Origin of the sequence: Flavobacterium collinsii, from assembly GCF_902804485.1 — a bacterium.
GTDB classification, from domain to species: domain Bacteria; phylum Bacteroidota; class Bacteroidia; order Flavobacteriales; family Flavobacteriaceae; genus Flavobacterium; species Flavobacterium collinsii.
The window spans coordinates 24,967-40,467 of the sequence record NZ_CADCST010000065.1 but is presented as its reverse complement, the minus strand read 5'-3'; the positions used below and the strand labels follow the sequence as shown (position 1 = coordinate 40,467).

The following is a 15,501-nucleotide window of genomic DNA, read 5'->3' as shown; positions in this document are numbered from 1 at the left end:
CGCGAGATTAAAACACTAATAACAATTGCACCGACTTCTAAAAGGAACTCACCTCATTTATGATGGTTAAAAAAGCACCTTCATTTTTTTTCAAAAGAGTTTATTTTCAAATTTGCGCTTGCTATTTATTTACACTAAATTTGCACTTCAATACAACAAACTACACATCACAATGATCCATTTCTTTGAAAACCAAAGCAAAACTGTTTTTGCAGTACAAACGCAAAACGAAATTTCGGCTCAAGACATTTCAAAACTAAACTGGCTTTTTGCCGACTCCAATAAGATCGAAAAATCCGCACTGACGGATTTTTTTGTTGGCCCTCGTGCCACTATGATCACTCCATGGAGTACAAATGCTGTAGAAATCACTCAGAACATGGGTATTACAGGCATTATCAGAATTGAAGAATTTCATCCGGCAACCTCTGATTTTTCAGATTTTGACCCAATGCTCTTTCAAAAATTCAGCCAATTAGATCAGGAAATTTTCACGATCAATGTGCAACCGGAACCTATTCTGGAAATTGATGATATTGCCACTTACAATAAAGTAGAAGGTTTAGCTCTAAGCCAGGAAGAAGTAGATTATTTAGACAATCTTGCTGTAAAACTTGGAAGAAAACTAACCGATTCTGAAATTTTCGCTTTCTCACAAGCGAACTCAGAACACTGCCGTCACAAAATTTTCAACGGAACTTTTGTAATTGACGGAGAGGAAAAAGAAACTTCTTTATTCAAATTAATTAAAAAAACATCACAGGAAAACCCTAACGATATTGTTTCTGCTTACAAAGACAACGTTGCTTTTGTAAAAGGACCAAAAGTGCAGCAGTTTGCACCTAAAACAGCTGACAAACCTGATTTTTACGAAATCAAAGAATTCGATTCTGTTATTTCATTAAAAGCCGAAACACACAATTTCCCAACCACTGTAGAGCCTTTCAACGGAGCAGCAACAGGATCGGGAGGAGAAATTCGTGACCGTCTTGCTGGTGGACAAGGTTCATTGCCGTTGGCAGGAACTGCGGTATACATGACTTCATATTCACGTTTGAATGACAACAGAAAATGGGAAAATGCGGTTGAGGAAAGAAAATGGTTGTACCAAACACCAATGGATATTTTAATCAAAGCTTCAAACGGAGCTTCTGATTTTGGAAATAAATTTGGCCAGCCGTTAATTACAGGTTCGGTTTTGACATTCGAACATTCAGAAAACGACCGTAAAATTGGTTACGATAAAGTAATCATGCAGGCGGGTGGAATTGGTTACGGAAAACTGGATCAATCAATCAAAAAGAAACCACAGGAAGGTGATAAAATCGTAATTCTTGGTGGAGAAAACTATAGAATCGGAATGGGTGGAGCTGCTGTTTCTTCTGCAGACACCGGAGCTTTTGGTTCAGGTATCGAATTAAATGCTATCCAACGTTCAAATCCCGAAATGCAAAAACGTGCTGCCAACGCCATTCGTGGTTTGGTAGAAAGCGATCACAACCCAATTGTTTCAATTCACGATCACGGAGCTGGAGGACACTTAAACTGTCTTTCAGAATTGGTAGAAGAAACGGGAGGTTTAATCGATTTAGATAAATTGCCGGTTGGAGATCCAACACTTTCTGCTAAAGAAATTATCGGAAACGAATCTCAGGAAAGAATGGGATTGGTTATTGCCCAAAAAGATATTGATATATTACAAAGAATTGCCGACAGAGAGCGCTCTCCAATGTATCAGGTGGGAGATGTAACGGGAGATCACCGTTTTACATTCGAATCTAAATCAAATGGTTCTAAACCGATGGATTATGCTTTGGAAGATTTCTTCGGAAGTTCTCCAAAAACGGTAATGACCGATAAAACGATCGACAGAAAATATGCTGATGTTGCTTACAACGCAGGAGATTTCGAAAGTTATTTACAAGACGTTTTACGTTTAGAAGCGGTTGCATCAAAAGACTGGTTAACGAATAAAGTAGACCGTTGTGTGGGTGGAAAAGTAGCAAAACAGCAAAACGCAGGACCATTGCAATTGCCTTTGAATAATGTTGGTGTTATGGCTCTGGATTATTTAGGTAAAGAAGGAATTGCAACTTCTATTGGGCACGCTCCTATCGCTGCTTTGATTGATCCGGTTGCGGGAAGTAGAAATGCGATTGCAGAATCGTTATCAAACATTGTTTGGGCTCCAATTAAAGATGGTTTAGGCGGCATTTCATTATCGGCCAACTGGATGTGGGCTTGTAAAAACGAAGGTGAAGACGCTCGTTTGTACGCTGCTGTCGAAGGTTGTTCAGAATTCGCAATCGAATTGGGAATCAATATTCCAACAGGAAAAGATTCACTTTCGATGAAACAAAAATATCCAAACGACGAAGTAATCGCACCGGGAACGGTAATTATTTCGGCTGGAGGAAACTGTACTGATATTAGAAAAGTAGTAGAGCCTGTTTTACAGAAAAACGGAGATTCTATTTATTATATCAACTTGTCTCAGGATGATTTCAAATTAGGAGGTTCTTCTTTTGCACAAATCAGAAACACGATTGGAAAAGAAACTTCTACAATTAAAGACGCTTCTTTCTTCAAAAATGCTTTTAATACAATTCAGGAATTAATTGGTGACAACCAGATTTTAGCAGGTCACGATATTGGTAGTGGTGGTTTAATCACTACTTTATTAGAATTATGTTTTGCTGACGTAAATCTTGGAGCTAAAATTGATTTCAGCGCTTTCGCGGAAAAAGACTTATTGAAAATCCTTTTTGCTGAAAACATCGGAATTGTTTTCCAGGCGAAATCGGATGAAGCTGTTGAAGCTAAATTAAAATCAAACAATATCGAATTCTTCAAAATTGGTTCAGTTCAAGAAACTGCTAGTTTGGAATTTGGAAATTATAATTTGGATATTGCGAAGTACAGAGACATCTGGTTTGAAACTTCTTTTTTATTAGATCAAAAACAATCAAAAAACGGAAGAGCTCAGGCACGTTTCGAAAACTATAAAAATCAAGTTTTACAATATACTTTCCCAGCACATTTTACTGGAAAAAAACCGGAAATCGACAATTCTAAACCAAGACCTAAGGCAGCTATTATCCGTGAAAAAGGAAGTAATTCTGAGCGTGAAATGGCAAATGCTATGTACTTGGCTGGATTTGATGTAAAAGACGTTCACATGACGGATTTAATTTCGGGTCGTGAAACATTGGAAGACATTCAGTTTATTGGTGCAGTTGGAGGATTCTCTAACTCAGATGTTTTAGGTTCTTCCAAAGGTTGGGCCGGAGCTTTCTTGTACAACGAAAAAGCAAAAACGGCATTGGATAAATTCTTTAAAAGAGAAGATACTTTATCTGTTGGAATCTGTAACGGATGTCAGTTGTTTATGGAATTGGAAGTTATTAATCCAGAGCATGAAGTGCACGGAAAAATGCTTCACAATGAAAGTAACAAACATGAAAGTATTTTTACTTCTGTAAAAGTACAGGAGAACAATTCGGTAATGTTATCGACATTGGCAGGAAGTACTTTAGGAGTTTGGGTTTCTCACGGAGAAGGAAAATTCAAATTGCCTTTAGCTGAAGAAAACTACAACATCGTTTCAAAATATGCTTACGAAGGTTATCCTGCAAACCCTAACGGATCTGATTACAACACGGCAATGCTGTGCGACAAAACCGGAAGACATTTAGTTATGATGCCACACATCGAGCGTTCAACCTTCCAATGGAACTGGGCACACTATCCAAAAGACAGAAACGATGAAGTTTCGCCTTGGCATGAAGCTTTTGTTAACGCCAGAAAATGGATTGAGAAAAACTAAAAAATATATTTTTATTATGAAAAGCGCCCGAATTGATCGGGCGTTTTTTTTGCCACGAATTCCACGAATTTCCCGAATTATTTTTTTTAATTATTTACTAATTACAAATAATTGAGTCCTCTTTTAAAATCATTCCAATCCTTTAATTTGTATCTATTTTTTAAACTAGCAATTCGTGAAAATCCGCGAAATTTGTGGCTAAAACTTTAAAACGACTCTAAGACTAATTGAATAGTATCCCAAGGTACTTTTATAAACTGTTTTTACTGCGATAAATATCTTTGTGTCATGAAAAAATGGATGCCAAATTTATCGCTTTTACTACTCTTATTTCTTATAAGCCAATTTACATTTGCTCAAAATTCTTCTGTAAAAGGAACTGTTTCTGACGGAAAACTGGCCGTCGAATTTGTCGATGTGGTTTTAAAAAATACCGCCGACTCCACAAAAGTAGCCGGATATGCCGTTACAGACGCTTTGGGAAACTTCTCTTTAGACCATCTTGCTTCCGGTGAATATCAGCTGCAATTCAAGTTAATTGGATTCAAAACGGTTACTCAAAAAGTAAAATTTACAGGTGCTCCACTTTCTGTTGGAACCATAACTTTGCAAACCGATGCTAATCTATTAAACGCCGTTGTTGTAAATTCTCAAAAAAAACAAATCCAAAAGACTGACGAAGGTTTTATTTTTAATGCAGTTTCCAATTTGACGCAAGCAGGCGGAACAGCTACAGATATGCTAAAAAACATTCCAACCGTTGCTGTTGATGCAGACGGAGGAATTACGCTAAGAGGAAAATCTCCTATGATTTTAATTAACGGAAAAAACTCTGCCATTACCAATATGGATCAAATTGCAGCAAGCAGTATTGAAAGCATTGAGATCATAAGTAATCCTACAGCCAAATACGATGCAAATGCAGAGAGCGGTATCATCAACATTAAACTCAAAAAAAACAACCAAAGTGGTATGAATGGCGCAGTGGTTTTGGGAAGCGGATTTGGAGCCAAAGGAAGATTAAACAGCTCTGTGCTCTTAAACCATAAAACAGACAAATGGAATTTTGGACTGGGATATGACAATCGTTTTGCCGGAAGAACTAAAAAAATAAAAGGCGAAAGAACCAATTTCCTGATCGATGACGAGCATTACATCAATCAAAACCGAAGTGACCAGCGTACAGAAGGTTTACAGAATTTGAAATTCAACATTGATTTTTCCCCTAACGAAAACAACAGTTTCTCCTTTGAGGCTTTGGGAAACATGGAAAGTCAGGACAATGACGAAACCTTATACACCCAGGTAAACAACAGTGCCAATCAGTTTTTCTCTAACAACAGAAGGCACTCTCTGGAACTTGAACGTTCTAAGGTAGCTGAACTCGCTTTTAGCTACGACCGAAAATTTGCCGATGACCGAAAAAGCCTGAATGCCAGCATTACTTCCTCTTTTAATAAACACAGAGAAAATACAGACATCGACACGTACCAATACGATCAGTATTACAAACAGATAGGTGATGCTTTTTTACAAAGAACACACAATTACGAGCATGAGAACATCTCGAACGCTATTGTTAATTATGCGCTTCCGGTTTCCGAAAAATCAATTTTAGAGACAGGCTACAAAGGAACCTTTCGATTTTTTAATTCCGATTTTCAAAGCGCCGATCAAACTAATGGAGAATACATTGTAAATCCTCTGGCCAGTAACGGTTTTAAATTCAACGAGCAGATCAATGCGGTATACGGAATGTTAAACTCCTACATTGGTGCTAAAGATACTCCTAAATGGAAATACAATTTAGGACTGCGTGCTGAGCAGGTTTCAAACAACGGAAAGACACAAAACAATAATGACCACTTTTCGAATCATTATATAAAACTTTTCCCTTCTGCTTCTTTGCAGCTTAATTTAGCTCCAGATGAATTTCTAAAAATGGGGTACAGCAAACGTATCAATCGTCCGGATCTGGATAATTTAAATCCGTTTATTGATATTACCGACGCTTTGAATCCGCATGGAGGAAATCCGTATTTAAAACCGGAAATCATTCATATTATCGAAACCGGCTATACCAAAGAATGGTCTAAATATTCGTTTTCAACCAATGCTTTTTACCGAAACGCAACCAACACCATTAGACAATATGCCGAACTTCAGGATAATGGAGTGATTTTGCAGCAGCCAAGAAATATTGGAAGCACCATTACTTATGGTCTTGAAACTATTTTCAGTTTAAAACCAATTGGCTTTTATGATGCTAACATCAGCATTACTGCTTTCCAACAAAATATAAACGCTTCTAATCTGGCTCAGGATGTAGTAAACAATGCCTTTAGCTGGTACGGAAAAATGATCAATAATTTTGTTCCATGGAAAGGTGGAAAACTTCAAATCATCGGAAATTATAACTCTGCTCTCGCTACCGCACAGGGAAAAAGGATTCCGATTTATAATGTCGATATGGGCTTTCAGCAAAAGCTTGGCAAAGGCAACGCCCGATTAGGCTTAGTGGTAACCGATATGTTTAACACGCTCGAAAGCGGCTTTAAAAACAACACAGCCTTATTCAGCAACAATCGTACATCAAAATCAGATACCCGCGCACTGATGGTGACTTTTGCCTACACTTTTAAATCTGACTTTAAGGAAAAATTACTGGAAAATCAGTTTTCGACAGAGTAACATTACATTAAAGTAAAAAAAATCATTCTTGTAATTTGGATTCATTTTTCTAGTAAAAATTGAACTATATTCGCCAAAAAATTCGTGCCCCGGATTTTTTGGCAGCTCCAAAAACCCTTAAACCTACATAGAATGAAAACCCTAAAAGTATTTCTTTTTACTTTATTATTTATTGCCCTAAAATCACACTCCCAAATTCACGTAGACCGAATCACGTACAAAGTTCGCGATCATTTTATTACTACTACAATTGGTTATCCGGTTCCGGGTATATTTTTGCCAGCCGGACAAAAAAAAGAACCAAGCACTGTATTAAATCCGGATGGAACAGGAGTTATTCAGTATGACGATTTAACCAAAAAAAAGATCAACTGGGGAATTGAATGTACCGAAGAGGGCATTCCGGTTTTTAAAGAAGGCTTCAACAGTGCTTCTTATACTTTCTGGTACCGCACCAATGATAGTGAGGAGTGGAATTACACTCAATTTTCTGTCCATTTTGCCAAGAAAAAAATGTTCCTGATGGGAGAAAGAGTAAAAGAATACACCGATTATAACGTGCAGTAATTACTACACAAAAAATCAATTTTTCTTGATTTTTCTAAATTTTACTACAAAAAAGAAAACGTTTTCGTAAATTTTCTAAAGTAGTTATAATTTTTCCCATAAATTTCCATAAATATAAAAATTATCCCTAATTTTTATTTAATTTGCGATAAAATTCAACATTTTAAACATGGTTTCAATCACACGCCTTTTTGATTTTCCCTATTATCAACAAGAAACTTATAACCTTCAGGTTGCCTTAGCAACTAAAAAAAACGGAGTCTGGGAAAAAACATCTAGCCAGGAATATATCGCAAAAGCAAATGCCGTTTCAAGAGCATTATTGCGCATGGGTGTTCAAAAAGATGATAAAATTGCATTAATCACTTCTAACAATCGTACGGAGTGGAATATTATGGATATTGGTATCCTGCAAACCGGTGCACAAAACGTACCAATTTACCCAACCATTGCCGAAGAAGATTACGAATATATATTAAACCATAGTGGAAGCATTTTCTGCTTTGTATCGGATACAGAAGTACTTGAAAAAGTAAACGCGATCAAAGCAAACGTTCCAACTTTAAAAGAAGTATATTCTTTTAACGAAATTGAAGGCTGCAAACACTGGTCTGAATTATTAGAGCTTGGAAAAGACGATAGTAATCAGAGTGAAGTTGAAGCCAGAAAAGACAGCATTCAAGCAGAAGATTTAGCAACTATTATTTACACTTCCGGAACAACAGGAAGACCTAAAGGAGTTATGCTTTCTCACAAAAACATTGTTTCTAATGTTTTAGACAGTGCACCAAGAATTCCGTTTGATCCGGGGAAAAGTTCTGCATTGAGCTTCCTTCCTATTTGTCATATTTTCGAAAGAATGATCCTGTACATCTATCAGTATTATGGTATCTCGGTTTATTTTGGTGAATCGATTGACAAGATTAGTGATAACCTGAAAGAGGTTCGTCCAAATGTAATTACAGCGGTACCAAGACTTCTGGAAAAAGTTTACGATAAAATTTATGCAAAAGGAACTGAATTAACTGGCATCAAGAAAAAGCTATTTTTCTGGGCTATTGATTTAGGACTAAGATACCAACCCTACGGAGCCAATGGCGCCTGGTACGAATTTCAGTTAAAAATTGCCCGCAAACTTATTTTCAGCAAGTGGAAAGAAGGTTTGGGAGGAAATTTAGACTTAATGGTTTCAGGAAGTGCTGCCTTACAACCGCGTTTAGCGAGAGTTTTTGCCGCTGCCGAAATTCCGGTAATGGAAGGTTATGGTTTATCTGAAACATCACCGGTAATTGCCGTAAACGATCAAAGAAACAGAGGCTTTAAAATTGGAACTGTTGGAAAACCAATTCGCAACGTCGAAGTTAAAATTGCCGAAGACGGTGAGATCCTTTGCAAAGGACCAAACGTAATGTTGGGTTACTATAAAGATCCTGAAAAAACGGCTGAAGCTTTACAAGACGGTTATTTTCATACAGGAGATATTGGAGAAATTGACAGCGAAGGTTTCCTTAAAATTACAGACCGTAAAAAAGAAATGTTTAAAACTTCGGGAGGAAAATACATTGCTCCTCAGTTGATTGAAAATGCCATGAAGCAATCTCGTTTTATCGAGCAGATTATGGTAATTGGTGAAGGCGAAAAAATGCCTGCTGCCTTCATTCAGCCTAACTTTGAGTTTGTAAAAGAATGGGCTAAAATTCACAAAATAACTTTAGGAAGTACCGACAAAGAAATCAGTACCAATGCGCAGGTTATCAAACGTATTGACGAAGAAGTAGAAGGAATCAACGAAAAATTCGGACACTGGGAAAAAATCAAACGTTTTGAATTAACTCCTGATGTTTGGTCGATCGATGGCGGACAACTTACTCCTACCCTAAAATTAAAACGTAAAATCATCAAAGAAATTTACAAAGATCTTTACACTAAAATATACGGCCAGAATTAATAAATCAAAATAATTACAACCACCGAAAAACGGCTATCTCACAAGAGATAGCCGTTTTTTATTTTAGATCAAAATCTATCTTCATACCCACTACTACTACCCTCCTTCATTCTCCATTTTATATGGTAAGTTCTCAAACAAAAACGGTATCAATATACCCTTCTAAGCTTTACCACTTATACGAATAACAACCAGTTATTCGGTCATTCGACCAGTTATTTCATCGTTCTGCCAGTTATTTAAACCGACTGTTGTTATCGATAACAGCGGGTTAAATTCGCGTAAATTTTGTACCACCTTTTTATTAAAACAGGCATGAAAAAACAACTGAAATACATAGAGGGAAACTCCGATAAGTTTTGGGAGATCGAAGTAACAGGATCTCAATTTACAGTAACCTACGGCAAAAACGGAACAGCAGGAACTTCGCAGACCAAAAGTTTTGCCACCGAGGAAGAATGCTTGAAGACTGCCGAAAAACTGCTGGCAGAAAAAATAAAAAAAGGTTATTCTGAAACAGGTGAGATTACTGCTGATACAAAAGTAAAAACGGCTAAAAGCACTAATGCTGATGAACTTTTAAAGGAATACGATAAAATCATACAATCTAACAATAGCGATTTACTGTTGCCTTTTCTAAAAGAAAAATCAAAAGGAAATGTTGAAATCTTAAAAAAGCATATCAAAAAATACAGACGTCAATGGCAAACGGGAACTATAACTATATGGTGGAAACAAAAAGACATTATTATTCTTAGTGCCATAGTATTATTCGATAAAACGGATATTAATTCCTGGGATGAAGCTTTCGAATTATTAAACGAGATAGAGCAGAAACCTAAGGTACTTGATGTTTTATTGTGGGCCAAACCCACTTGGTTAGAAAGCTTCATTCTGGACAAATCAAAAAGGGAAAGATGGAGGGTTATTAACTACCCTAATCTCCGTAAGTTGGAAGAGCATAATTTAATACAATTTAACCCAGAATTATATGCCTTAAGTTTAAGTGAAATTTCGGGATATTGTAATAGAGACAAGGGTATACAAAAAACAGGTATCATTACTCAACTACTGAATGATAAAACGGCATATAAAAGGGACATTCCTGAGTTATTTAACTATGAAACAGATTTGCATTATGAATATTTTTATAATAAGTCCCACAATAAAAATTTCATGTGGATAACTATTTATAAATCATTACTAGAGGAGAAAAAAATGGATCGCACTTTCTTTATTGAAAATGCAATTCAGATTCAAACCAAAGAATGGAATAAAGAGTTAAAGTCTTTCTTTAGAAAAATGATTGATGAGTTTAATGTTACGGCTGATGAGTTTATTCTTCAGCAGGAGAAAATATTCCCACTTTTACACTACTCTTATCCTCCCATAACCAGTTACGGAATGGGGCTGGTAAAACAAATCTACGATCATCCTCAATTTAAAACCAAATCATTTCTGGAATGGCTGGAACCGCTTATGATGCGAAGCGATTGTAAAGCAGCCATCAAAAACGTGCTGCCTATTCTTGAAAAGCTAAGTAAGACAAATCCCAAATTAAGCGCTGCTATAACATCCATTATTGCAAATGTGTATGTAATTGCCGATTTGAACTTACAGGAACGCGCAACAAAAATTATTACAAAAATTGGAAGTGTAAAAGATAAGGCCCTTAAAGAAAAGCTGTCTTCTTACGTCACTTTAATGCAGGGAAATATAAAATTTGATTTGACTCCCTTCTTAGATCAGGATGCCTTAATCGTTGATCATACTTCATTTGAAGAATATACCTATACCCCCAAAAAAAAATTATTGCTTACTGAAGAAGTCACATTGCCAAAGGATTGGAATGCTGTTTTATTTCAGTTTGGAAATTTCATTTCTTCAGACGAAACCCTGGATACCGAAATCTTACTAAACACCTATATTACGCAAAGAAATTTGTTTCCAGTAGATTATACTGCACAACTGCAGCCTTATGCGAAACAATTGCAAAAGAAGTATTTCGGAATTGTTCATAAAGAATATTTGTCGGACTTTTTACTTCAAAAAATTAAAAATATTAATAGTCAAATTGTATTTAACAACAGGGCAAATACAAATATTAATAGTCTGAAGTTAATTCAGCCATTAATAAAAAGAGTACAGCAAAAAATAGTTTCCAATTCTACCCTACCTCTCCTTTCTTTTCCAAGTCATATCCCTTACTGGGTTGCACCAAATGTTTTACTGGAAAGAATCATTGCTTATCAAAAGAACGGTGAAGTGATTGACCCTGTTGATTTATCCATTGCGATAGCACGTATGCCACGAGAAAATATATGCGAAGCCATTCCTCTACTCGATAAAATTGAAGGTGAACTCAAACCTTTATTATCCTTTTGTCTAGGTCTCACTAAAAAGATAAAATTAGATACCGGATCAATTTTATTAAAGCTTTTGACAACTAGAGAGAAAACAAATCAGGACGACAACTTATCACTATGGGCTGTTGCAGTACGAACCTTTTATCCAAGCGAAACTTTCGCCGAATTTGAAAATACACAAATAAAAGACATTCCATTTGTAGTAGCTCCATTAAAACCTGAGATTACTTTTAAAGAACAATGGAACGAATGGGAGAATTATGTGACTAAAGAAAAAGAGCGAACACCTTCCTGGTATGAACTAAGATTTGATTTACCGAGTCATTCAAAAATTCAAGATTTTTTATTGTATAGCCTTGATGCTTTTAAGCGATCAGACAGGTACGATTGGGATAATTTGACTTCTTGGGAAAAGTTATTCAGAAATCTGGATAGCAGGAGCTACATATTAAATTCTGAAGGAAACACTTATTATTGGCACAGTTTAACACCGCAAAATGCAGACGCTCTATCCTTGACACTGCTGCAAATCTGTAATAACGCCGATGGTGACGGTTTGAAATTAGAATTAAAAGGTTTTCTGAGCATCATAAACAGACCTGAGTTTCGATTTTCAAATATTAGTTTACTTGTTTATGCCTGTTGCTTTTTTCAAAAAAGTAAAGACCATCGATTACAAGCATCGGAAGAATTAATTAATCTGATTGAAAAACAAGCAATCGATGTTGAAGCTTTGGCCCAAAAACTCGCTTTTCTGGCATCAGAAAAGTATGGGGTATTCTTACGCATGACAGAATGTATTATCGCTTTAAAAGATGTTTCTTCCTTACACAACAGTGCTTTATTAAAACTGTTAAACTCCCTTTTTGAACATTTAGATGTAAAAGAAAAACTGCCTGCAAATTTCAAGAAACTAGTCGAAAATTATATCGATGTTCTAATAAAAACCAATCAAAAACCAGCAGAAAAAGCAATTACTTTTTTTGAGCAATGGAAAGACAATCCTTCGCTTAAATCATTGATTAAGCAGATTTTAAAATAAACTTTACTTAAACATATTGAAATGAAAAAGAGTTTAAAACACATAGATGGAAATTCCGATAAGTTTTGGGAAATCGAAGTAACAGGATCTCAATTTACAGTAACCTACGGCAAAAACGGGACAGCGGGAACTTCGCAGACCAAGACATTTTCTACAAATGAAGAATGCCTGAAAACCGCAGAGAAACTGCTGGCAGAAAAAATAAAAAAAGGATACTCTGAAACGGGTGAGGTTACTATAATTTCGAAGGCGAAAACGGCGAAAACTAATAATACAGATGAAATTTTAGAAGAATACGATCGAGTTATATGCTCAAGTGATATTAACCGATTACTGACTTTTTTTAAAGAAAAATCAAAAGGGAATCTTGAAGCGTTAAAAAAATATATTAAGAAGAAAAAAAATAATGGACCATTTATTGAAACAATTAGAGACAGTATAACTCTAAATACCATTGCACTATTTAATAAAACAGAAATCAATTCTCAGGATGAAGTTATCGAATTATTAAACAAAATAGATAAGAAACCTCAGATACTTGATCTTTTATTGTGGGTCAAACCCACTTGGTTGGAAAGCTTTATTCTAGATAAATCCAAAAGAGAGAGCTGGAGGGTTATTAACTATCCTAATCTCCGAAAATTGGAAAGTCTGGGGCTAATTCAATTTAATCCCGAGCTATATGCTTTAAGTTTAACGGTAATTAGCGAACATCGCTTAAAAGTAAAAATGAGCGATTTTATCGTGACATTGTTAAATGATAAAGTAACCTGTCAGAGAGATATCCCGCAATTGTTTAACTATCCAACAAATTTAAATCACTATACTTTCTGGGAAAACAATACCCGTAATTCTATTTGGGCTTTAATTTTCAAATCGCTATTGGAAGATAAGAAAATGACGCGTTCTTTTTTTATAGAAAATGTCATACAGATTCAAACCAAAGAATGGAATAATGATCTGAAGACTTTCTTTAGAAAAAGAATTGAAGAATTAAACCCTACTGTCGATGAACTTATTCTTCAACAGGAAAAAATATTTTCGCTTTTACACTATTCCTATCCTCCCATAACCAGTTACGGAATGGAGCTGGTAAAACAAATCTACGATCATCCTAAATTTAAAACCAAATCATTTCTGGAATGGCTGGAACCGCTTATGATGCGAAGCGATTGTAAAGCAGCCATCAAAAATGTGCTGCCTATTCTTGAAAAGTTAAGTAAGACAAATCCCAAATTAAGCGCTGCTATAACATCCATTATTGCAAATGTGTATGTAATTGCCGATTTGAACTTACAGGAACGCGCAACAAAAATTATTACAAAAATTGGAAGTGTAAAAGATAAGGTTCTTAGAGAAAAGCTGTCGTCTTACGTCACTTTAATGCAGGGAAATATAAAATTTGATTTGACTCCCTTCTTAGATCAGGATGCCTTAATCGTTGATGATACTTCATTTGAAGAATATACCTATAACCCAAAAAAAGAATTATTGCTTACTGGAGAAGTTACATTGCCAAAGGATTGGAATGCTGTTTTATTTCAGTTTGGAAATTTCATTTCTTCAGACGATTTTTTGGATTCAGAAATTCTTTTGAATACCTATATCACTCAAAGAGATATATTTCCAGCAGATTATACCGAACAGTTAAAGCCTTACGCAAAACAATTAGAAAAAAAATACTTTAGAAAACCGTTCAAAGAAATCATAAAATCATTTCTGGAATGTAAAGCAATAAATATTGATAATAAATTTGATAGTAGTCGTATATATTATACGTGCCAATTAAGATCAAGAACTTTAGGGATAATAAGGCCTATACTGGAGCAAGTACAGCATAAAATGGAATCCAATTCGAAGTTGCCATTGCTTTCTTTCCCAAGTCATAAACCGTATTGGGTCGCTCCAAAGGTTTTATTAGAAAGGATTATTGCTTATCAGAAAGCAAAGGAAGAAATTAATACTTTCGATTTAGCTCTGGCAATTGCCCGTATGCCCAGAGAAAATGTTGAAGAGGCTATTTCGTTATTAGATCAAGTTGAAGGAGAACTCGGCCCTTTGTTATCATTTTGTTTGGGTGTAAGCGAAAAAATCGAATTTAACACGGCCTCTTTATCTTCAAAAGAATTGCCTGAAGAGGGAAAAGACAATCAGGAAAATGCAATCTTATTGCTTTGGGCTGTAGCGGCACGAACTTTTTACTCTAATGCTACTTTCCCTGAATTTGAAAATACGTATCTAAAAGATATTCCATTTGTTGTCAAACCTTTAATGCCAGAAATTACATTTGAAGAACGATGGTACGAATGCGAGAAATATCTACTAAGCAAGGCACAACAACAATCACCATCTTGGTACGTATTAAAATTTGACTTTCCCAATTACGCTAAAATTCCAAACTCCTTCTTGTACAGTCTGGATATTTATGATGTCGATCACAGGCATTGGATATATATAATACGTCATGCAGGAGATACCAATTACTGGCACAGTTTAACACCGCAAAATGCAGACGCTCTATCCTTGATGCTATTGCAAATCTGTAATAACACTGATGGTCTTGGTTTTAAATCTGAATTAAAAGGTTTTCTCAGCATCATAAACAGACCTGAGTTTCAATTTTCAGATATTAGTTTACTTGTATATGTCTGTTGCTTTTGTGAAAAAGATAAAAACCTGCGACTGCAGGCATCGGAAGAATTAATTAATCTGGTCGAAAGACAAGCAATCGATGTTGAAGCTTTGGCTCAAAAAATTGCTTTTTTGGTATCAGGAAAATATGGAGTTTTCTCACGTATCGCAGACGGTATAGGCGCCATAAAAGATGTTTCGCCTTTACAAAACAGTGCATTACTGAAATTCTTCAATGCCTTTTTTGCTCATTTGGAGTTACAGGAACTACCGACAAATTTCAAGAAAATGGTCGAAAACTACGTCGATGTTTTGATCAAAACCAACCAGAAACCAGCAGAAAAAGTAATTACTTTTTTTGAGCAATGGAAAGACAATTCTTCGCTTAAACCCTTGATTAAGAAGATTTTAAAAATAAATTTTACTTAAA

The 15,501-nt window shown here is 35.6% G+C and carries 6 protein-coding genes; all 6 read left to right on the top strand.

Annotation, left to right across the window (positions count from 1 at the left end; translation table 11 throughout):
- Positions 1 to 172: 172 nt before the first annotated feature.
- The 6 genes from purL to FLA105534_RS04990 all read left to right on the top strand — a co-directional run bounded on the left by purL (position 173) and on the right by FLA105534_RS04990 (position 15,500).
- Entirely contained in the window at positions 173 to 3,826 is a 3,654-nt protein-coding gene (gene purL, locus FLA105534_RS05015) for a phosphoribosylformylglycinamidine synthase (RefSeq protein WP_173964938.1), read from the top strand.
- Positions 3,827 to 4,114: 288 nt separating this feature from the next.
- Positions 4,115 to 6,517 (top strand): TonB-dependent receptor domain-containing protein, encoded by a 2,403-nt coding sequence (locus tag FLA105534_RS05010; RefSeq protein ID WP_173964937.1) that lies wholly within the window; start codon positions 4,115 to 4,117, stop codon positions 6,515 to 6,517.
- Positions 6,518 to 6,649: 132 nt separating this feature from the next.
- Entirely contained in the window at positions 6,650 to 7,084 is a 435-nt protein-coding gene (locus tag FLA105534_RS05005; protein ID WP_173964936.1) for a hypothetical protein, read from the top strand.
- A gap of 169 nt (positions 7,085 to 7,253) precedes the next feature.
- Positions 7,254 to 9,032 carry an AMP-dependent synthetase/ligase gene (locus FLA105534_RS05000; protein ID WP_173964935.1) on the top strand — a complete coding sequence of 593 codons (1,779 nt, stop codon included), beginning with the start codon at positions 7,254 to 7,256 and terminating at the stop codon, positions 9,030 to 9,032.
- Between the two features lie 315 nt (positions 9,033 to 9,347).
- Positions 9,348 to 12,440: a DUF6493 family protein gene (locus tag FLA105534_RS04995; protein WP_173964934.1), complete on the top strand. Its 3,093-nt coding sequence runs from the start codon at positions 9,348 to 9,350 to the stop codon at positions 12,438 to 12,440.
- A gap of 21 nt (positions 12,441 to 12,461) precedes the next feature.
- Positions 12,462 to 15,500 (top strand): DUF6493 family protein, encoded by a 3,039-nt coding sequence (locus FLA105534_RS04990; RefSeq protein WP_173964933.1) that lies wholly within the window; start codon positions 12,462 to 12,464, stop codon positions 15,498 to 15,500.
- Position 15,501: the final 1 nt, after the last annotated feature.